17 protein-coding genes and 2 tRNA genes are annotated in these 20,111 nt (G+C 71.0%); 6 read left to right on the forward strand and 13 right to left on the reverse strand.

Features of this window, described 5'->3' with window-relative positions; all coding sequences use genetic code 11:
• Positions 1 to 96: 96 nt before the first annotated feature.
• Positions 97 to 2,718 (reverse strand): valine--tRNA ligase, encoded by a 2,622-nt coding sequence (locus WDV06_RS07775; RefSeq protein WP_395508895.1) that lies wholly within the window; start codon positions 2,716 to 2,718, stop codon positions 97 to 99.
• Between the two features lie 98 nt (positions 2,719 to 2,816).
• On the opposite strand from WDV06_RS07775, the gene WDV06_RS07780 reads away from it, so the two are divergent.
• Both WDV06_RS07780 and WDV06_RS07785 read left to right on the forward strand, forming a co-directional pair.
• Complete coding sequence (locus tag WDV06_RS07780) at positions 2,817 to 3,443, forward strand: hypothetical protein (protein WP_395508896.1); 627 nt, start codon at positions 2,817 to 2,819, stop codon at positions 3,441 to 3,443.
• A 93-nt stretch (positions 3,444 to 3,536) separates the two neighbouring features.
• Positions 3,537 to 4,472: a hypothetical protein gene (locus WDV06_RS07785; RefSeq protein ID WP_395508897.1), complete on the forward strand. Its 936-nt coding sequence runs from the start codon at positions 3,537 to 3,539 to the stop codon at positions 4,470 to 4,472.
• Positions 4,473 to 4,642: 170 nt separating this feature from the next.
• On the opposite strand, the gene clpX is transcribed toward WDV06_RS07785, so the two are convergent.
• From clpX to WDV06_RS07810, 5 genes are all read right to left on the reverse strand, one after another.
• Positions 4,643 to 5,929: an ATP-dependent Clp protease ATP-binding subunit ClpX gene (gene clpX / locus WDV06_RS07790; RefSeq protein WP_395508898.1), complete on the reverse strand. Its 1,287-nt coding sequence runs from the start codon at positions 5,927 to 5,929 to the stop codon at positions 4,643 to 4,645.
• 153 nt (positions 5,930 to 6,082) lie between these two features.
• Complete coding sequence (locus tag WDV06_RS07795; protein ID WP_045947945.1) at positions 6,083 to 6,751, reverse strand: ATP-dependent Clp protease proteolytic subunit; 669 nt, start codon at positions 6,749 to 6,751, stop codon at positions 6,083 to 6,085.
• A gap of 79 nt (positions 6,752 to 6,830) precedes the next feature.
• Positions 6,831 to 7,448, reverse strand: a complete 618-nt coding sequence (locus WDV06_RS07800) for an ATP-dependent Clp protease proteolytic subunit (RefSeq protein ID WP_395508899.1) — start codon at positions 7,446 to 7,448, stop codon at positions 6,831 to 6,833.
• 276 nt (positions 7,449 to 7,724) lie between these two features.
• Positions 7,725 to 9,122, reverse strand: a complete 1,398-nt coding sequence (gene tig / locus WDV06_RS07805; protein ID WP_395508900.1) for a trigger factor — start codon at positions 9,120 to 9,122, stop codon at positions 7,725 to 7,727.
• A 165-nt stretch (positions 9,123 to 9,287) separates the two neighbouring features.
• Positions 9,288 to 9,364 (reverse strand) — tRNA-Pro (locus tag WDV06_RS07810).
• A gap of 178 nt (positions 9,365 to 9,542) precedes the next feature.
• On the opposite strand from WDV06_RS07810, the gene WDV06_RS07815 reads away from it, so the two are divergent.
• Positions 9,543 to 9,613 (forward strand) — tRNA-Gly (locus WDV06_RS07815).
• A 95-nt stretch (positions 9,614 to 9,708) separates the two neighbouring features.
• Here WDV06_RS07815 and WDV06_RS07820 read toward each other — a convergent pair.
• The 4 genes from WDV06_RS07820 to WDV06_RS07835 all read right to left on the reverse strand — a co-directional run bounded on the left by WDV06_RS07820 (position 9,709) and on the right by WDV06_RS07835 (position 13,207).
• Positions 9,709 to 9,903, reverse strand: a complete 195-nt coding sequence (locus tag WDV06_RS07820; RefSeq protein WP_030229627.1) for a hypothetical protein — start codon at positions 9,901 to 9,903, stop codon at positions 9,709 to 9,711.
• Between the two features lie 188 nt (positions 9,904 to 10,091).
• Positions 10,092 to 10,547: an HD domain-containing protein gene (locus tag WDV06_RS07825; RefSeq protein ID WP_395508901.1), complete on the reverse strand. Its 456-nt coding sequence runs from the start codon at positions 10,545 to 10,547 to the stop codon at positions 10,092 to 10,094.
• The gene (locus WDV06_RS07830) at positions 10,544 to 11,932 is read right to left on the reverse strand and encodes a pyridoxal phosphate-dependent decarboxylase family protein (RefSeq protein WP_395508902.1); all 1,389 of its coding nucleotides are present in this window, start codon (positions 11,930 to 11,932) and stop codon (positions 10,544 to 10,546) included. Before WDV06_RS07830 ends, WDV06_RS07825 begins: the two co-directional genes overlap by 4 nt.
• A 120-nt stretch (positions 11,933 to 12,052) precedes the next feature.
• Positions 12,053 to 13,207: a PP2C family protein-serine/threonine phosphatase gene (locus tag WDV06_RS07835; RefSeq protein WP_395508903.1), complete on the reverse strand. Its 1,155-nt coding sequence runs from the start codon at positions 13,205 to 13,207 to the stop codon at positions 12,053 to 12,055.
• Positions 13,208 to 13,323: 116 nt separating this feature from the next.
• On the opposite strand from WDV06_RS07835, the gene WDV06_RS07840 reads away from it, so the two are divergent.
• The gene (locus tag WDV06_RS07840) at positions 13,324 to 14,556 is read left to right on the forward strand and encodes a GNAT family N-acetyltransferase (RefSeq protein ID WP_395508904.1); all 1,233 of its coding nucleotides are present in this window, start codon (positions 13,324 to 13,326) and stop codon (positions 14,554 to 14,556) included.
• Between the two features lie 21 nt (positions 14,557 to 14,577).
• Here the strand turns inward: WDV06_RS07840 and WDV06_RS07845 are convergent, their stop codons facing one another.
• Positions 14,578 to 15,384 (reverse strand): Fpg/Nei family DNA glycosylase, encoded by an 807-nt coding sequence (locus WDV06_RS07845; RefSeq protein WP_395508905.1) that lies wholly within the window; start codon positions 15,382 to 15,384, stop codon positions 14,578 to 14,580.
• Positions 15,385 to 15,457: 73 nt separating this feature from the next.
• Positions 15,458 to 15,946 (reverse strand): ribose-5-phosphate isomerase, encoded by a 489-nt coding sequence (locus WDV06_RS07850; RefSeq protein ID WP_395508906.1) that lies wholly within the window; start codon positions 15,944 to 15,946, stop codon positions 15,458 to 15,460.
• A gap of 219 nt (positions 15,947 to 16,165) precedes the next feature.
• Here WDV06_RS07850 and WDV06_RS07855 point away from each other — a divergent pair, with 219 nt between their 5' ends.
• Entirely contained in the window at positions 16,166 to 17,632 is a 1,467-nt protein-coding gene (locus tag WDV06_RS07855) for an amino acid permease (RefSeq protein ID WP_395508907.1), read from the forward strand.
• Between the two features lie 82 nt (positions 17,633 to 17,714).
• Here WDV06_RS07855 and WDV06_RS07860 read toward each other — a convergent pair whose 3' ends face one another.
• Complete coding sequence (locus tag WDV06_RS07860) at positions 17,715 to 18,299, reverse strand: biotin transporter BioY (RefSeq protein WP_395508908.1); 585 nt, start codon at positions 18,297 to 18,299, stop codon at positions 17,715 to 17,717.
• A 283-nt stretch (positions 18,300 to 18,582) separates the two neighbouring features.
• Between WDV06_RS07860 and WDV06_RS07865 the strand changes: the two genes are divergently transcribed.
• Positions 18,583 to 19,980 carry an amino acid permease gene (locus WDV06_RS07865; RefSeq protein ID WP_395508909.1) on the forward strand — a complete coding sequence of 466 codons (1,398 nt, stop codon included), beginning with the start codon at positions 18,583 to 18,585 and terminating at the stop codon, positions 19,978 to 19,980.
• Positions 19,981 to 20,111: the final 131 nt, after the last annotated feature.

The following is a 20,111-nucleotide window of genomic DNA, read 5'->3' on the forward strand; positions in this document are numbered from 1 at the left end:
TCGCTCCGGGACGAAGGGCCCGGAACGGCCATACGAAAGGCCCCCCGCGCGGTCGGTGCGACCACGCGGGGGGCCTTTCTCCGGCTCACCCGCCGGCTAGGCGGCGGGCAGGGCGTCCAGCTGGGCCTGGATCCGGGCGATGTCCGCCTCGGCCTTGGCCAGCCGGCCCTTGATCTTGTCCACGACGTTGTCGGGGGCCTTGGCCAGGAAGGCCTCGTTCCCGAGCTTCGCCTCGGCCTGCTGCTTCTCCTTCTCGGCGGCGCCGAGGTCCTTGGTGAGGCGCTTGCGCTCGGCGGCCACGTCGATGGTGCCGGACAGGTCGAGGGCGACCGTGGCGCCGGCGACCGGCAGGGTGGCGGTGGCGCTGAAGCCCTCGCCCTCCGGCTGGAGGCGCAGCAGCTGGCGGATGGCACCCTCGTGCGCGGCCAGCGGCGTACCGGCCAGGTCCAGGCGGGCCGGGACCTTCTGGCCCGGCTGCAGGCCCTGGTCGGCGCGGAACCGGCGGACCTCGGTGACGACGGCCTGGAGGTTCTCGATCTCCGCCTCGGCGGCCTCGTCACGGAAGCCGCTGTCGGCCGGCCACTCGGCGACCACGATGGACTCACGGCCCGTCAGGGTGGTCCACAGGGTCTCGGTGACGAACGGGACGACCGGGTGCAGCAGGCGCATCAGGACGTCCAGGACCTCGCCGAGGACGCGGCCGGAGGCCTTGGCGCCTTCGCCGCCCGCGAAGAACGTCGTCTTCGACAGCTCGACGTACCAGTCGAAGACCTCGTCCCACGCGAAGTGGTAGAGCGCCTCGCTGAGCTTGGCGAACTGGAAGTCCTCGTAGTACGCGTCGACCTGCGCGACCGTCTTGTTCAGGCGGGAGAGGATCCAGCGGTCGGTGGCCGACAGCTTCTCGGCCGGCGGCAGCTCGCCCTCGATCGTGGCGCCGTTCATCAGCGCGAAGCGCGTGGCGTTCCAGATCTTGTTGGCGAAGTTGCGGGAGGCCTGGACCCAGTCCTCGCCGATCGGGACGTCGGTGCCGGGGTTGGCGCCCTTGGCCAGGGTGAAGCGGACGGCGTCGGAGCCGTACTTGTCCATCCAGTCCAGCGGGTCGACGACGTTGCCGAAGGACTTCGACATCTTCTTGCCGCGCTCGTCGCGGACCAGGCCGGTCAGGGCGATGGTCTTGAACGGGACCTCGCCGTCCATCGCGTACAGGCCGAACATCATCATCCGGGCGACCCAGAAGAAGATGATGTCGTGGCCGGTCAGCAGGACGTCGGTGGAGTAGAACTTCGCCAGGTCCGGGGTCTTCTCCGGCCAGCCGAGGGTGGAGAACGGCCACAGGCCGGAGGAGAACCAGGTGTCCAGGACGTCCGTGTCCTGGGTCCAGCCCTCGCCCGTCGGCGGCTGCTCGTCGGGGCCGACGCAGACGATCTCGCCGTCGGGGCCGTACCAGATCGGGATCCGGTGGCCCCACCACAGCTGGCGCGAGATGCACCAGTCGTTCATGTTGTCGACCCAGTCGAAGTAGCGCTTCGACATGTCCTCGGGGTGGATCGCGACCCGGCCGTCGCGGACCGCGTCACCGGCGGCCTTGGCGAGCGGCTTGACGTTGACCCACCACTGCATGGACAGGCGCGGCTCGACGGTGGTCTTGCAGCGCGAGCAGTGGCCGACGGAGTGCATGTACGGGCGCTTCTCGGCGACGATGCGGCCCTGCTCGCGCAGGGCGCCGACGACGGCGCTGCGCGCCTCGAAGCGGTCCAGGCCCAGGAAGGGGCCGTGGACGGTGATGACACCGTGCTCGTCCATGATCGTCATGGAGGGCAGGTCGTGGCGCTGGCCGATCGCGAAGTCGTTCGGGTCGTGCGCCGGGGTCACCTTGACGCAGCCGGTCCCGAACTCGGGGTCGACGTGCGTGTCCGCGACGACCGGGATCGAGCGGTCGGTGAGCGGCAGCTTGACGAGCCGGCCGATCAGGTGCTGGTAGCGCTCGTCGTCCGGGTGGACGGCGATGGCCGTGTCACCGAGCATCGTCTCGGCGCGGGTGGTGGCGACGACCAGGCTGTCCTCGCCCTCGCCGTACCGGATGGAGACCAGCTCGCCGGCGTCCTCCTGGTACTCCACCTCGATGTCGGAGATGGCCGTGAGGCAGCGGGGGCACCAGTTGATGATGCGCTCGGCGCGGTAGATCAGCTCGTCGTCGTAGAGCTTCTTGAAGATGGTCTGGACGGCCTTGGACAGGCCCTCGTCCATGGTGAAGCGCTCGCGCGACCAGTCGACGCCGTCACCGAGGCGGCGCATCTGGCCGAGGATCTTGCCGCCGTACTCTTCCTTCCACTGCCAGACCCGCTCGACGAACTCCTCGCGGCCCAGGTCGTGGCGGGACTTGCCCTCCTCGGCGAGCTGCTGCTCGACCTTGTTCTGGGTGGCGATGCCGGCGTGGTCCATGCCCGGCAGCCACAGCGCCTCGAAGCCCTGCATCCGCTTGCGGCGGGTCAGGGCGTCCATGAGGGTGTGCTGGAAGGCGTGGCCCAGGTGCAGGGAGCCGGTGACGTTCGGCGGGGGGATGACGATGGTGTACGCGGGCTTGTCGCTCGCGGGGTCGGCGGTGAAGTACCCACGCTCTACCCAGCGCTCGTAGAGCTTCCCCTCTACCTCGGCCGGCGCGTACTGGGTCGGCAGTTCGGAGTTGGGGGCACTGGGTGTCTGCGTGTTCTCGGTCACGGGGCACAGGATACGGCGGGCCCCGCCCGCGTCACGAATCCATTCCACCGCGGGCGCTCCCGTTGACCTCAGCCGATCGCACCGCTTCTGATGCGCTCATGAACGACACCGCCCCGCCGCCCTTCCCCTACCGGCCCGCGCCCCCGGCGCCCCATGGGCGCGGGCTGGTCCTGCGCGCGGTGGTGACCGTGCTGGCCGTCGGGGCGGGGGTGTTCCTCGGCAAGCTGGGCATGAACGCGCTGCTCGGCGGCCCGGACGACGCCGGCCGCTACCGGCTGGTCCCGCCCGCCGCCTTCCAGGGGCTGGTGCTGCAGGACTCGGGCCCGCGGGTGGACGCGATCAGGCAGGGCCAGGGCACGGCCAAGCCGGGCACCACACCGGTCGCCGTGGTGTACGCCGACGGCTCCGGCACCGCGCAGCTGGTGGTCAGCGGGGCGGCGGGCGCCTTCACCGACGAGGACCCCGGGCACGTGCTCACCACCGGCCTCCACGACATGGGCGTCGACGGGGCCGTCACCCGGGACTCGGGCACGCCGGCGGGCGGCGCGATGCGCTGCGGCACCCTGCCGACCGGGGCGGGACCGCTCACGCTGTGCATGTGGGCCGACCACAGCTCCCTGGTGACGGTCACCGTCCCCGTCGAGAACAGGCCCGTCCCGATCGAGACCCTGGCCGGCCAGGCCCGCGCCCTGCGAGCGGCGATGGAAGTACCGGCGGGGTCGTAGTTCGGTAACGGCCCGGACCCCGATGCCCCGGCCGCACACGCCTTCCGCCAGGATGTGTGAAACGGATAAGCAAACCTCACAGGGGGACGCGGGATGAGTTACAACCAGCCAGGGCCGTACGGGCAGCAGCCCCAGCAGCCGGGTCCCTACGGGCAGCAGCCCCCGCCGCCGCCGAACCCGTACGGCCAGCAGCCCCCGCCGCCGGGCTACGGCTACCCCCAGCAGGCCCCTCCCCCGCCCCCGCAGCCCTTCCCCCAGCAGGGCGGCTACCCGCCGCCGCCCCCGCAGCCGGCGTACGGCTACCAGCAGCCCCCGCAGCAGGGCTACATGCCCCCGCCGGCGCCCCCGAAGAAGTCGAAGGCGGGCCCGGTCATCGCGGTCATCGCGGTCGTGGCCGTCATCGGCGGCGCGGGCTGGTGGTTCCTGGGCGGCGGCGCGGGCGGCTCGGTCTCGGAGGCAACGAAGGGCTACAAACTGGTCGCACCGGCCTCGGTGAACGAGTTTCAGAAGGACCCGAAGTACCAGGAGAAGCCGCTCACCGACAAGGACCGCCAGGAAGTCGAAGCGATCGGCATCAAGAACCCCACCCGCACAGGCATGGACTACGCCGCTGGTGACATGGCCAACCCGCTGACGCGGAAGGGTCTGGGCTTCCAGGGCATCTACGGCGACATCGCCGACCCGGAGAAGGCCGTCGACGCCTACTTCGCCACCGCCAAGCTCAAGGCGAGCGAGGACAAGTCCGCCGCGGTCGAACTGATCGGCAGCCCGAAGGCGATGACCCCGTCGGGGTTCAAGGGCGCCGTGATGAAGTGTCAGGAGATGAAGTTCGACTTCAAGACCTCCACGAACCCCAAGATGCCGAAGCAGATGACCGTCCCGATCTGCATCTGGGGCGACTACAGCACCCTCGGCATGACCAGTGCCTCCGACGTGGCCTCCATCATGGCGGGCAAGCCCGGCTACACCCTGGAGCAGACCGCGGACCTCGCGGCGAAGCTCTACAACACCGCCCGCGTCAAGAAGTAGTCGCGCCGCACGGCACACACGCAGAGGGGTCCGGCTGATCGCCCGGACCCCTCTGTATCAAATGGTCAGCTGCGAGCTGCCTGCCAACATGCTGTGTCCGATTTCATCGGTACCCTGACGCAAAAGGGGCGCTCCCGGTCGGGAGCGCCCCTTTTCATATGTCCTTGCGGCTACGCCGACTTCTCGTGCGGGCCCTGGTCCTTCGGGATGATGCGGGGGACCAGGGTCGGGTTGACGTTCGAGCGGACCACGTCCGCCGTGATGACCACGCGGGCCACGTCCTTGCGGGACGGGACCTCGTACATCACCGACATCAGGACCTCCTCCATGATGGCGCGCAGGCCGCGCGCGCCGGTCTGGCGGAGGATGGCCTGGTCGGCAATGGCTTCGAGGGCCTCGCGCTCGAAGTCCAGTTCCACGCCGTCGAGTTCGAACAGCCGCTGGTACTGCTTGACCAGCGCGTTGCGCGGCTCGACCAGGATCTGGAGGAGGGCCTCCCGGTCCAGGTTGTGGACCGAGGTGATGACGGGCAGACGGCCGATGAACTCCGGGATCATCCCGAACTTCACCAGGTCCTCCGGCATGACCTCCTGGAACTGGTCGCTCGCCTCGATCTCCCGCTTCGAGCGGATCGTCGCCCCGAAGCCGATGCCCTTGGCGCCCGCGCGCGACTCGATGATCTTCTCCAGGCCGGCGAAGGCGCCGCCCACGATGAAGAGCACGTTCGTCGTGTCGATCTGGATGAACTCCTGGTGCGGGTGCTTGCGGCCGCCCTGCGGGGGAACGGACGCCGTCGTGCCCTCCAGGATCTTCAGGAGGGCCTGCTGGACGCCCTCGCCCGACACATCGCGCGTGATCGACGGGTTCTCGCTCTTGCGGGCGACCTTGTCGATCTCGTCGATGTAGATGATCCCGGTCTCGGCCTTCTTGACGTCGTAGTCGGCCGCCTGGATCAGCTTGAGGAGGATGTTCTCCACGTCCTCGCCCACGTAGCCGGCCTCCGTCAGGGCGGTGGCGTCGGCGATGGCGAACGGGACGTTCAGCATGCGGGCCAGCGTCTGGGCCAGCAGGGTCTTGCCCGAGCCCGTGGGGCCCAGCAGCAGGATGTTGGACTTCGCGAGCTCGATCGCGTCGTCACGGCCCTGCGCGCCGCCGTTCTCGCCGGCCTGGACGCGCTTGTAGTGGTTGTAGACCGCCACCGAGAGGGCCTTCTTCGCCGGCTCCTGGCCGACGACGTAGCTCTCCAGGAACTCGTAGATCTCACGGGGCTTGGGGAGTTCCTCCCACCGGACCTCGGAGGTCTCCGCGAGTTCCTCTTCGATGATCTCGTTGCAGAGGTCGATGCACTCGTCGCAGATGTACACACCGGGTCCTGCGATGAGCTTCTTCACCTGCTTCTGGCTCTTCCCGCAGAACGAGCACTTGAGCAGGTCGCCGCCGTCACCGATGCGTGCCACGAGGTGCTTCCCCTTCGCCTGGGAGACGCTTGGTTCAGCGCTCCTGGTGCCTCATATCCGACGGTACCTTGCCGGGGGCCCCGTACGGGGCCCCCTTGACGCGGTTCACATCGCGGAATCCCGCGGTGCGGCCGCGCCGACTGGCGGCAAGGATCAGGCCGCGTTCATCTTGCGGGTCGAGACGATCTGGTCGATCAGCCCGTAGGCCAGCGCGTCCTCGGCCGTGAGGATCTTGTCGCGCTCGATGTCGTCGCGGATCTTCTCGATCGGCGTGGTCGAGTGCTTGGCCAGCATGGTCTCCAGCTGGTCGCGCATGCGCAGGATCTCGTTGGCCGCGATCTCCAGGTCGGAGAGCTGCTCACGGCCGGTGCCGCCGGACGGCTGGTGGATCAGCACGCGGGCGTTCGGGAGGGCCATGCGCTTGCCCGGGGTGCCGGCGGCGAGCAGGACCGCGGCGGCGGAGGCCGCCTGGCCCATGCAGACCGTCTGGATGTCGGGCTTCACGAACTGCATCGTGTCGTAGATGGCCGTCAGCGCCGTGAAGGAGCCGCCCGGGCTGTTGATGTAGATCGAGATGTCGCGGTCCGGGTCCATCGACTCCAGGCACAGCAGCTGCGCCATGACGTCGTTGGCGGAGGCGTCGTCGATCTGCACGCCGAGGAAGATCACGCGCTCCTCGAAGAGCTTCGCGTACGGGTCGTACTCGCGCACGCCCTGCGAGGTGCGCTCGACGAAGCGCGGGACGACGTAGCGGTTGTCCACCTGCGGGCCGGAGTAGAGGCCGCTCGCGGAGAAGTTGTTCTGCATCTGGGTGTTCACCATCCTGGTGGCGTTCTGCGGGCTGGGGTTGCCTGGAGCGGGCCGGCGGGCGTACGGGGTCCGTACGCCGGGCCCTGGGCGGTCAGGCGCCGGTGCCGCCGCCGCCCGGGACCAGGGACGCGGCGGAGATGATCTCGTCGATGAGGCCGTAGTCCTTGGCCTCCTCCGCCGTGAACCAGCGGTCGCGGTCGCCGTCGCGGATGATCGCCTCCACGGTCTGGCCCGAGTGGTGCGCGGTGATCTCGGCCATCCGCTGCTTGGTGCGCAGCAGGTACTGGGCCTGGATCTTGATGTCCGACGCGGTGCCGCCGATGCCGGCGGAGCCCTGGTGCATCAGGATGTCGGTGTTCGGGAGCGCGAAGCGCTTGCCCGGGGTGCCGCCGGTGAGCAGGAACTGGCCCATGGAGGCGGCCATGCCCATGCCGATGGTGACGACGTCGTTGGGGATGTACTGCATGGTGTCGTAGATCGCCATGCCGGCCGTCACGGAGCCACCGGGGCTGTTGATGTACAGGTAGATGTCCTTCTCCGGGTCCGCGGCCAGGAGGAGGAGCTGCGCCGTGATCTTGTTGGCGATCTCGTCGTCGACCTGCTGGCCGAGGAAGATGATGCGCTCGCCGAGCAGCCGGTTGTAGACATGGTCGCCGAGGCCGCCACCGATGGACGGCTCACCCGCGGCGTAAGGCTTCAGATTCGTCACGTATCCACCTGCTCGTCTCCGACGGCCACATGCCGTCTCAGCGTCTCGTTCTGGGGCGCGGACCGGCCGGTGGTGCGATGCCCCGCCGGCTCCGGGTAGTCCCGTGCCCTCGTATTCATGGACCCTAACGCGCAGGTCGGACAACGCCATCCCGCTTCCCGAACTGTTCGCTCGGAGCGCAAGGTCCGGAAGGCTTTCCGAGGGGGCGCGGAAGGGCCCGTACGCGGCTGCGTACGGGCCCTTCTGGGCACTGCTCAGGGCACTCGGCCCGGGGTCCTACTCGGCGGCCTCGTCGGCCTTGGCCTCGTCGTCACCCTCGACGGCGGCCTCGACGACCTCGGCGGCCGTCTCGACCTCGTCCTCGTCGTCGGAGAGGTCGATGACCTCACCCTTGGTGTCGACGACCTTGGCGGCCTCGACGACGACCGCGAGGGCCTTGCCGCGGGCGACCTCGCCGACCAGCATCGGGACCTGGCCGCCCTCGACGACGGCCTGGGCGAACTGGTCGGGGGACATGCCGGAGGACTGCGCGCGGCGCATGAGGTGCTCGGTGAGCTCCTCCTGGTTGACGCCCAGCTTCTCCTTGTTGACCAGGGCGTCCAGCAGGAACTGGGTCTTGATGCCCTTGACGGCCTGCTCGCGGGTCTCGGCGTCGAACTCCTCGACCGTCTTGCCCTGGATCTCCAGGAACTTCTCCAGGTTCAGACCCATCTGGCCGAGCTGGTGGTGCTCCAGGTTGTGCTTGCGGGTGTTGACCTCGTCCTCAAGGAGCTTCTCCGGGACGGGGATCTCGGCGAGCTCCAGGAACTTCTCCAGCACGCGCTCCTGGGCCTGGGTGGCCTGGTCGTACTGCTTCATGTTCTCAAGGCGCTTGCGGCTGTCGGCCTTGAGCTCGTCGAGGGTGTCGAACTCGCTCGCCATCTGGGCGAACTCGTCGTCCAGCTCAGGCAGCTCACGGGCGGAGACCTTGGTGACCTTGACGGTGACCTCGGCGTCCTTGCCCTCGGCGGAACCGCCCTTCAGCTGCGAGGTGAAGGTGGCCTCGCCGCCGGCCTCCAGGCCCTTGACGGCCTCGTCGATGCCGTCGAGGAGCTCGCCCGAGCCGATGGTGTACGAGACGTCGGTGGCGACGCCGTCCGCGAGGACCTCGCCGTCGACCTTGGCCTCCAGGTCGATGGTGACGACGTCACCCTCGGCGGCCGCGCGCTCGACGTCCTTGGTGGACGCGAAGCGGCTGCGCAGCTGCTCGACCGACTTCTCGACGTCCTCGTCCGAGACCTCGACCGCGTCGACCTCGACCTCGATGCCGGAGTAGTCCGGGATCTCGATCTCGGGGCGGACGTCGACCTCGGCGGTGAAGGCCAGCAGCTCGCCGTCCTTCAGCTCGGTGATGTCGACCTCGGGCTGGCCCAGCGGGTTCAGGTCGGCCTCGTTGACGGCCTCGGTGTAGAACTTCGGGAGGGCGTCGTTGACGGCCTCCTCCAGCACCGCACCACGGCCGAAGCGCTGGTCGATGACGCGGGCCGGGATCTTGCCCTTGCGGAAGCCCTTCACCGTGACCTGCTGGTTGATCTTCTTGTACGCCGCGTCGAGGCTGTCCTTGAGCTCCTCGAAGGGCACCTCGACAGTGAGCCGAACCCGAGTCGGGTTCAGGGTCTCCACGGCGCTCTTCACGGTTCGGTCTCCTTGTGGCTGACTGCTGGGGGTTCTGCCGGAACGCTGTGATTCAGCGGCCTCGGCGGATTCGGCCCGGTACATCAGACACACGGGCACGCAGCTTGCATAGTAACCGCAAGCGGCAATCAGCCCACAACGCGATCTTCGTGGGGACCCTGCTGGTGGTCGGGGTGGCCGGATTCGAACCGACGACCTTCCGCTCCCAAAGCGGACGCGCTACCAAGCTGCGCCACACCCCGTCGGTGCGACACGTAGGGTACATGCCCGAAGACGCTCCGGCGCCCCCGGTTTTCCGCCGGGCGCACGCACGCGCGCGGCGGGCGGGGACACGGCGCTCGAAAGCGGTGTGCACTCCCCCGGCGCGACCCGCTAGGATGCTGTCCGTGCCGCGGTCGACGGACCTGCGGCGCGCGCATTGCGGGTGTAGCTCAATGGTAGAGCCCTAGTCTTCCAAACTAGCTACGCGGGTTCGATTCCCGTCACCCGCTCTCAACGGCTCAGGGCCGGGTCGAGGACGTCTCCTCGACCCGGCCCTGACGCGTTTCGCGGCGCTCGCGGCCCCTCACGGGCTCGCGGCGGCCCCTCAGAGCTTGATGCCGGCGATGGTGTCCGCGAGGGAGTTCAGGAAGCGGTTGACGTCCGGGGCGATGGAGCTGGACGCCAGGAAGAAGCCGAAGAGGACGGCGACGATCGCCGGACCCGCCTTCATGTGCTTGCCGCGGATCAGGATCACCAGGATGACCGCCAACAGAACCACCACTGACAGCGAAATGGCCACTTCTGATCACACCTTCGGTCGTCCCCTGGCCGGCCCGGGGCCTACGCCCGTGCGCACCCCCACATGGACCATCCTCCCACCAACCGGCCCCACCTATCCGCGCCGTGACGAATCGCCGGCACGTCTTTCCCGCCAAGCGGACACGAACCGGGCACATTTCGGGCGTGCCGGGGGTGCCGGGCGGGAGGTCAGGGGGCGGTGATGCCGAGGAGGGAGCGGACGCGGGCGTACTTGGCGGTCAGCCGGTCGCGGGTGGCCGCGTCCAGTACGGAGAGGCGTACGGGGTCCGCGTTGTGCGCGAGGTCGGCCTCCTTGACGAGGACGGCGCCGGGCGTGGCGAGGACGCGGGCGGCGTACTCCTCCAGCGGTTCCCCGGCGCGCTTCGTGAGGGCCAGGACCATGTCCTTGACCTCCTGCGGGAGGGCCGCGGCCGCGAGCTGCTCACCGCTGAGCGCGTCGTCCTCGACGGAGTCGTGCAGCCAGGCGGCGGCCTGCTGGCCGGGGCTGCCGCCGCGCAGGCGGACGCCCTCGGCCACGGCGGCGAGGTGCTCGGCATAGGGACGTCCGGCCTTGTCGGTCTGGCCCTCGTGCGCGGAGCGGGCCAGGGCCTCGACCTCGGCGAGGGTGAGGAACCGGTCGGTCATGCGATCTCCTTCGCCGCCGCACGGAGGGCTTCGGCCGCCCGGCGTACGTCGGCGGGAGTCGTACGCCAGTTGGAGAACGCGGCGCGCAGGGCGGGGGTTCCCCCGAGGACGGTGGGGGTCACGAAGACGTCGGCGGCGACGGCCTCGCGGAGGGCGGCGAGCCGTTCGGCGGTGGGGTCCTCGGCGAGCGTGAAGCAGACGACGTTGAGGCGGACGGGGGCGAGCAGGCGCAGGGCCGGGTCCCGGCCGAGGAGCTCGCCGAGGGCGCGGGCGCAGGCGGCGTCCCGTTCGACGATCTCGCGGTGGCCCTCGCGCCCGTAGGCGCGCAGGGTGAACCAGGCGGCCAGGGCCCTCAGCCGGTGGGAGTTCTCCGGGGTGAGGTGGACCAGGTCGGGGTCGGCGCCGAGGGGTCCGAGGTAGGCGGCGGAGTTGGCGAAGACGCGGGCCTGGAGGTCGCGGCGGCGGGTGAACTGGACGGCGCTGTCGTAGGGGACGTTGAGCCACTTGTGGAGGTCGACGCAGACGGAGTCGGAGGCGTCGAGGCCGGCGGTGAGGTGGGCGTGCTGCGGGGAGAGGGCGGCGAAGGCGCCGAAGGCGGCGTCGGTGTGCAGCCAGAAGTCGTGGCGGTCCTTGAGGGCGGCGACGGCGTGGAGGTCGTCGAAGTCGACGGTGTTGACGGTGCCGGCGTTGGCGACGACGACGGCCGGGCCCGGGGTGTCGGCGAGGGCGCGGTCCAGGGCGGCGGGGTCGACGGCCTCGCGGCCGGGCAGGGTGGGCACCGGGACGAGGGCGGCGCGGCCGAGGCCGAGGACGGAGAGGGCCTTGGCGATGGAGGAGTGCGGGGCGCCGGACAGGACGCGGACGGGGCCGAGCGCGGCGACGCCGTCCCGGGCCGGGGAGACGCCCAGGCGCTCGCCGATCCATTCGCGGGCGAGGGCGAGGCCGACGGTGTTGGAGAGGGTGGCGCCGCTGACGAAGGTGCCGGTGTGGGCGGGGGTCAGCCCGAAGAGCTCGCGCAGCCAGCCGACGGTCTCGCGTTCGAGGTGCTGGCCGGCGCCGTCCAGGGCGGAGTTGGAGTTCTGGTCGTGGACGGCGGTCAGCCAGTCCCCGGCGAGGGCGGCGGGGGTGGCGCCGCCCGTGACGAAGCCGAGGTAGCGGGGGCCTGCGGAGGCGGAGAGGAGGGGCTCCCAGCGGGCCCGGAAGTCGGCGAGCGCCTCCTCGGCGCCGGTGCCGTGGGCGGGGAGGGGGCGGGGGGCCGGGGGCCCGTCCTGAGGGGGGACGACGGGCCGCCCGTCCAGCCCGGCGAGGGCCTCGACGGAGGCGCCCCTGACGGCGTCGAGGAGGGCGGGGAGGCGGGCGAGGTCGGCGGCGAGGGTGGCGTCCATGGGCGGACGGTATCCCCGGCGGGGACGGCCCGAACGGTCCAATCCCGGCCCAGTGGCCCGCAGCGGTCCCCGGCCGGCCCTTTCAGCGTTGCCGGTGGCTCCGCCCCAGACCCCGTCGGGTCAGGGGCGTTGGAACGGCGCGCGGCGGATCAGGAGGAGGGCCCGGTCGTCGTTGACGTCCTTGGCCACCTTCTCGATCAGGTGCCACGCCGCCCCCTCCCAGCCCGCCGCGACGTACCGGTCCGCCTCCCCCGTCAGCCGGTCGATGCCCTCGCTGATCTCGCGGTCGGCGGTTTCGACCAGGCCGTCGGTGAAGAGCATCAGGACGTCGCCGGGGCGGAGGCTGCCGCGGGCCGGTTCGAACTCGGCGCCGTCGTAGACGCCGAGGAGCGGGCCCTCGCCGGACTTCTCCTGCCAGCGGCCGGTTCCGGCGGACAGCTGGAGGGCGGGGAGGTGTCCGGCGGAGAGGAGTTCGTAGTCGCCGGTCTCCAGGTCCAGGACGAGGTGGATGGAGGTGGCGAAGCCCTCGTCCCAGTCCTGGCGGAGCAGGTAGCCGTTGGCGGCGGGGAGGAAGTCCTGGGGCGGGAGGGCGCCGAGGAGCCCGCCGAAGGCGCCGGAGAGGAGGAGGGCGCGGGAGCCGGCCTCCATGCCCTTGCCGGAGACGTCGGTGAGGACGACCTCCAGCGTGCGCCCGCCGTTGGTGCGGGCGGCGACCACGAAGTCCCCGGAGAAGGACTGGCCGCCGGCGGGCCGCAGGGCCATCTCGCGGTGCCAGGCCGGCGGCAGGGCGGGCAGTTTGCTCTGGACCCGGATGCGTTCGCGGAGGTCGAAGAGCATGGTTCCGCCGCGCCGCCAGGGCACGCCGACGCGGCTGCGGAACTGGGCGATGATCAGCCCGAAGAACCCGCAGGCGGCGACGACGAGGACGGTTCCGGGGGTGACCCGGGCGGGCCCCTCGGTGTACGGGCCGAGGGCCAGGGCCTCGACGATCAGGGCGGTGGCGGAGGCGGCGTACAGCCCGAGCAGGCTGGCGGGCCGCAGCAGCAGACCGCCGGCCACGATGGGCAGGACCAGCGCCGACGGGGAGAACCAGACGGGCAGCAGCAGGGTGCCGCAGGCGATGGCGGGCACGGTCAGCAGCAGGCCCCCGAAGGCCAGCCAGTCGGAGGCGTCCCCGCGGAAGTAGTCGACGGCGGACTTGCGCAGGGCTGTGCGGGCCCGGTGCCACAGCATGCGCGTCCGGGCCATGAGCGTCTCCACACGTGCTCCGGCCATCGTTCGGGACCCTATCCATCATGGCTGCGTGCGCGCAGGGGTACCCCCGTTCCTCGGGTCCGTGAGGGGTCGAAAAGGGTTCGACCGGGCCGTCCGGCCCTGGTAGGGATGGCCCCATGGCTCTTGATACGCGCGTATTGCAGGCTGATGAGTGGGATGTCTGGTACGACCATCTGGAACTGGCGTTCGGCGGCGTGCCGGAATCCCCGGAGGAGCGGGCGCTCTACCGGTCCCTGACGGAACTGGACCGTTCGCTCGGCGTCTGGGACGGCGGGACCTGTGTCGGTTCGGCCGGCGCCTTCGGCTTCCGGCTGTCGGTGCCGGGCGGGGCGGTGGTCCCGGCGGCGGGCGTGACCATGGTCGGGGTGGCCCCGACCCACCGCAGGCGGGGCGTGCTGACCTCGATGATGCGGCGCCAGCTGGACGACGTCCGTGCGGGTGGCGAGCCGGTCGCCGTGCTGACGGCCTCCGAGCCGGAGATCTACGGGCGTTTCGGCTACGGCACGGCCGCGTACGACCTGTCGGTGGACATCGACACCACGCGCGTACGGCTGCACGTGCCGCCGGGGACGGACGCGGTGCGGCTGCGGCTCGTGGATCCGCTGAAGGCGCTGGACGACTGCGAGCGGGTGTACGGGGCGCTGGTCGCGGGCCGGCCGGGCATGCCGGCCCGGCAGCCGGGATGGGAGCGGCTGGCGCTGCTGGACCCGGAGTCGCGGCGGGACGGGGCGTCACCGCTGAAGTGCGTGGTGGCGGAGGACGCGGCCGGGGTCGTCGTCGGGTACGCCCGCTACCGGGTGCGGCCGGACTGGGAGCCGACCGGGGCGGACGGCAAGGTGCTGGTCGGCGAGGTGGACGCGGTCGACCCGGCGGCGTACGCGGCGCTGTGGCGGTACCTGTTCGAGATCGACCTGACCTGGCACGTGCGGGCGTCCCGGCGGCCGGTGGACGATCCGCTGCTGCACCTGGTCGGCGACGTCCGGCGGATCCGTGCGCGGCAGCGGGACGCGCTGCACCTGCGGGTGGTGGACCTGCCGGGTGCGCTGGAGGCGCGGGGGTACGGGGCGGCCGTGGACGTGGTGCTGGAGGTGGACGACGCGTTCTGTCCGTGGAACGCGGGGCGGTGGCGGCTGACGGCCGCCGGGGGCGGGGCGCGGTGCGTCCGTACGGAGGACGCCGCCGAGCTGGCGCTGTCGGCGCGGGAGCTGGGGTCGGCGTACCTGGGCGGGGTGACGCTGGCGTCCCTCGCGGCGGCGGGCCGCGTCCGGGAGCTGCGGCCGGGGGCCCTGCGGGAGGCTTCGCGGGCCTTCGCGGGGGACGTCGCCCCGTGGCTCCCGCACAACTTCTAGGAACCGCCGGTTTGAGGGCCGCTACCGCTGCTGGCAGGTGGGGCACCAGAAGAGGTTGCGGGTGGCGAGGTCGGCCGTGCGGATCCCGGTGCCGCAGATGTGGCACGGGAGCGTGGCCCGGCGGTAGACGTAGACCTCGCCGCCGTGGTCGTCGACCCGCGGCGGGCGGCCCATGGCCTCCGGGAGGTGTTCGTCGCGGACCGTGTCGATGCGGTTCCGGCGGACGCCCTCGCGCATCAGTTCCACCAGGTCGGCCCAGATCGCGTCCCACTCGGCGCGGGTGAGGTCGCGGCCCTGGCGGTAGGGGTCGATGCCGTGCCGGAAGAGGACCTCGGCGCGGTAGACGTTGCCGACGCCCGCGATGACCTTCTGGTCCATCAGGAGGGCGGCGACGGTGGTGCGGCTGCGGGAGACGCGGGCCCAGGCGCGGCCGGGGTCGTCGGCCGGGCGCAGCGGGTCGGGGCCCAGGCGGTCGTGTATCGCCTTCTTCTCGGCTTCGGTGACCAGGGCGCAGGCCGTGGGGCCGCGGAGGTCCGCGTAGTGGTCGTCGTTCAGCAGGCGCAGCCGCACCGTGTCGGTGGCCGGCGGGGCCGGGGCGGGGCCGAAGCCGAGCTTGCCGAAGAGGCCGAGGTGGATGTGGATCCAGGCGTCGCCGAGTTCCAGGAAGAGGTGCTTGCCGTGGGCCTCCGCGCTCTCCAGCTCGCGTCCGTCGAGCAGGGCGGCGCTCTCCGCGAAGCGTCCCTGGGGGCTGCTGACCCGGACCGGGCGGGCGGCGAAGCGCTCGGTGTGGTCCTGGGCGAGGCGGTGGATCGTATGGCCCTCGGGCACGCCTTGTTCCTCCGTGCGTCGGTTCGGGGGCGCGTGCCGCCGGACAGGCGCGTCCGGCAGCACGCGGTCCGGACTACTGGTCCTGCGGGTGGTGGGCCGGGATCGGGGGGAGCTCGCCGGTCCGCTCGTAGGCGGAGAGCATGTCGATGCGGCGGGTGTGGCGCTCCTCGCCGGAGTACGGGGTCGCGAGGAAGGCCTCGATGAAGCTGGTGGCCTCGTCCTGGGTGTGCATGCGGCCGCCGACGGAGATGACGTTGGCGTTGTTGTGCTCGCGGCCGAGCTTCGCGGTCTCCACGCTCCAGGCGAGGATGGCGCGGACGCCCTTGACCTTGTTGGCGGCGATCTGCTCGCCGTTGCCGGAGCCGCCGATCACGATGCCGAGGCTGTCGGCGTCCGCGGCGGTCTTCTCCGCGGCGCGGAGGCAGAACGGCGGGTAGTCGTCCACCGCGTCGTAGATGTGGGGCCCGCAGTCGACGGGCTCGTGGCCGTTGTTCTTGAGCCAGTCCACGAGGTGGTTCTTGAGCTCAAATCCGGCATGGTCGGAACCGAGATACACGCGCATGGGTCGAGTGTGGCATGCGCGACCTCCGAGGCGGGCGGAGGGGTGTCGCATAAATCACTTCTAAACCTCAAGTAAACCCAAAGAACGCAGACAGGAGGGGTCGGGACCTTGATCCCGGGATGGGGGCCTTGGGTAACCATCGGAAGAAGGTCTTCCGTCACGGCCGGACATCGGGTTTGAATGCCGGAACTCTCCACCCGAGAACCAAAGGATTCGTCCATGAGCACGACGACGACCCTTCAGAAGGCAGGCGACCCGACCGGCGAACCCGGTTCCGCCCAGCCCTCCGACGGTCTCAAGGCCGGTCTCAAGAACCGCCACCTCTCCATGATCGCCATCGGCGGTGTCATCGGCGCCGGCCTGTTCGTCGGCTCCGGTGGCGGTATCGCCAAGGCCGGCCCCGCCATCCTGATCTCGTACCTGCTCGTCGGCGCGATGGTCGTCTTCGTGATGCGGATGCTCGGCGAGATGGCCGCCGCCAGCCCGAACTCGGGCTCCTTCTCCGCGTACGCCGACCGGGCGCTCGGCCGCTGGGCCGGCTTCTCCATCGGCTGGCTGTACTGGTTCTTCTGGGTCGTCGTGCTCGCCGTCGAGGCGACCGCCGGCGCGAAGATCCTCGAAGGCTGGGTCCCGGCCGTCCCGCAGTGGGCCTGGGCCCTGATCGTGATGGTCGTCCTGACCGCCACCAACCTGGGCTCCGTCGCCTCCTACGGCGAGTTCGAGTTCTGGTTCGCGGGCATCAAGGTCGTCGCCATCGGCGCCTTCGTGATCGTCGGCATGCTCGCCGTCTTCGGCGTCCTGCCGGGCTCGGACAACCCGGGCGCGGGCTTCGCCCACCTCACCGACACCGGCGGCTTCATGCCGGGCGGCTGGGGCTCGGTCCTCACCGGTGTGCTGATGGTCGTCTTCTCCTTCATGGGCAGCGAGATCGTCACCCTGGCGGCCGGCGAGTCCGAGGACCCGCGCCGCGCGGTCACCAAGGCCACCAACTCGGTGATCTGGCGCATCGGCGTCTTCTACCTGGGCTCGATCTTCATCGTCCTCACCCTGCTGCCGTGGAACGACAAGTCGATCGTCGAGAAGGGCTCGTACGTCGCCGCCCTGGACTCGATCGGCATCGCGCACGCCGGCCAGATCATGAACGTGATCGTCCTGACGGCCGTGCTGTCCTGCCTGAACTCGGGCCTCTACACCGCTTCCCGCATGGCGTTCTCGCTGGGCGAGCGCGGTGACGCGCCCAAGGCCTTCGCCAAGACCAGCAAGAACGGCGTGCCGACCGTCGCCATCCTGGGCTCGGTGGTCTTCGGCTTCATCGCGGTCTACTTCAACTACACGTCCCCGGACACGGTGTTCAACTTCCTGCTGAACTCCTCGGGTGCCATCGCGCTCTTCGTGTGGCTGGTCATCTGCCTGACCCAGCTGCGGATGCGCGGGATCCTGATGCGCGAGGCGCCGGAGAAGGTCACCGTGAAGATGTGGCTCTTCCCGTACCTGACGTGGGCCACCGCCGCGATGATCACCTTCGTCCTCGGTTACATGGTCTACGACAAGGACAACCGCGAGACGGTGCTGTACTCCCTGCTCGTCGCGGCCGTGGTGATCGCGATCGGCGTGGTGCGCAACGCCCGCCGCAAGGGCGAGCTCGCGGCCGAGACCTCGGCCGACGCCGTGGTCGACGCGGTCTGACCCGCCCCCAAGGCAGCAGCCCCGGACCGCCCGCTCGCGGTCCGGGGCTGCTGTGCAGGCGCCGGGGGGAAGGCCGTACGGATCAGCCGCGGCGGCCGGCCAGCTTCCAGGCGGACGGCAGGGCGCCCATGGCCAGCGCGGCCTTGAGCGCGTCGCCGATCAGGAACGGGGTCAGGCCCGCCGCGACGGCCGCGGAGAGCGACATCCCGGTGGCGGCCATCAGGTACGGCACGCCCACCGCGTAGATGAGGGCGGAGCCCAGCACCATCGTCCCCGCCGTGCGCAGCACCGAGCGGTCCGCGCCGCGCCGCGCGAGGGCGCCGACGACGGTGGCGGCCAGCAGCATGCCGAGGACGTAGCCGAAGGAGGCGCCGCCCGCGCCGGAGGTGCCGCCCGCGAACCAGGGCAGGCCGGCCGCGCCCAGGGCGGCGTACAGGCCGAGGGCGAGGAAACCGCGGCGGGCGCCGAAGGCGGTGCCCACGAGCAGGGCGGCGAAGGTCTGGCCGGTCACGGGGACGGGAGAGCCGGGGACGGGTACGGAGATCTGGGCGGCCAGACCGGTGAGCGCGGCTCCGCCGACGACGAGTGCGAGGTCGCGGACGCGGCTCGCGGGCAGCAGGTCGGCGAGGACGGCGCCGGGCCGGAAGGAGACGGAAGCAGTGCTCATGAGGGGGCTCCGCGGGGTGGTGGTCGACGGGACACCGTGACGCTAGTGCGCCGCGCCGTGGCGCCCCACCGCCGGCCGGGACAAAGGCATACTGTCCGGTTTGGTGGGGACTACACAAAGCCGACGCCTTACACCTGAGTTGAAGTGATCCCCATCACGGGGAACATCCAACGGCACATCCTTTTTGCTCCCAGGGGCGCCCTCCAGCAAGACTGTAGGGTCCCGCCAATCCCTTGCGCAGCCCCCAGCGCCGCTTGGCCGACCGAGAGTACGAGCACTTCTCATGCGCGACCCACTGCCCGAACCGTCCGTGACCGAGGGCGGTCTGCCCCCTGAACCCCTGAGCCACAGCCTCAAGCAGCGCCACCTGACCATGCTGGGCCTCGGCGGTGTGATCGGCGCCGGGCTCTTCGTCGGCTCCGGCGCCGGCATCGCCGTCGCCGGCCCCGCGATCATCTGCTCCTACCTGCTCGCGGGCGCGCTCGCGATGCTGGTGATGCGGGCCCTCGGCGAGATGTCGGCGGCGATGCCCGCCTCCGGCTCCTTCTCGGTCTACGCGGAGAAGGCCCTGGGGCGCTGGGCCGGCTTCTCGGCGGGCTGGCTGTACTGGTTCCTGCTGGTCGTGGTGCTCGCCGTGGAGGCGACGGGCGCCGCGAAGATCGCGCACGGCTGGCTGCCGTCGGTCGACCAGTGGGTGTGGGTGCTGCTGTTCATGGTGGTCTTCACCCTCACCAACCTGGCCGCGGTGCGGAACTTCGGCGAGTTCGAGTTCTGGTTCGCGGCGCTGAAGGTCGGCGCGATCGTGCTGTTCCTGGTCCTGGGCACCCTGGCGGTCTTCGGCCTGCTGCCGGACACCGAGCCGGTGGGCCTGGCCAACCTGACCGGCCGGGGCGGGTTCTCCCCCGAGGGGATGGGCGGGGTGGTCGCGGGCATGCTCGCGGTCGTCTTCGCCTTCGGCGGCCTGGAGGTCGTCACCATCGCGGCCGCCGAGTCGGACGACCCCGCCCGGTCGGTGTCCCGCGCGGTGCGCAGCGCGGTGTGGCGCATCCTCTTCTTCTACGTCGGCTCGATGCTGGTCATCGTGACCCTGCTGCCCTGGGACTCGCTCAAGCCGGGCGAGAGCCCGTACGTGGCCGTGCTGGACTCGATCGGGATTCCGGCGGCCGGGCAGATCATGAACATCGTGGTGTTCGTGGCGCTGCTGTCGGCGCTGAACGCGAACCTGTACGGCTCCTCGCGCATGGTCTTCTCGCTGGCCGAGCGGGGTGAGGCACCGAAGGGGCTGCTGAAGGTCTCGGGCGGCGGGGTGCCGCGCCGGGCGGTGCTGGCGTCGGTGGTGTTCGGGTTCGCGTCGGTCGTGCTGAACCTGCTGTGGCCGGACACGGTGTTCCTCTACATGCTCAACGCGGTGGGCGCGGTGCTCCTGTTCGTGTGGGCGCTGATCGCGGTCTCGCAGCTGCGGCTGCGGCCCCGGCTGGAGCGGGAGATGCCGGAGCGGCTGACGCTGCCGATGTGGGCGTTCCCGTACCTGACGTGGGCGGCGCTGCTGGGGATGGCGGCGGTGCTGGTGCTGATGCTGTTCGACGACTCGGCGCGGCCGCAGCTGCTGTGGTCCTCGGGTGCTGCGGCGGTGGTGCTGCTCGTGGCCGGGTACCGGGAGCTCCGGGCGCGCCGGGGCTGAACCCCGTCACCTGCGGACGAACACGCCGAAGCGGGGGGGGGGGGGGGGGGGGGGGCGCCGGGGGGGGGGGGGGGGGGGGGGGGGGGGGGGGGGGGGGGGGGGGGGGGGGGGCGGGGGGGGGGGGGGGGGGG

The sequence above is a fragment of the Streptomyces racemochromogenes genome (assembly GCF_044129415.1).
GTDB lineage: Bacteria > Actinomycetota > Actinomycetes > Streptomycetales > Streptomycetaceae > Streptomyces > Streptomyces racemochromogenes_A.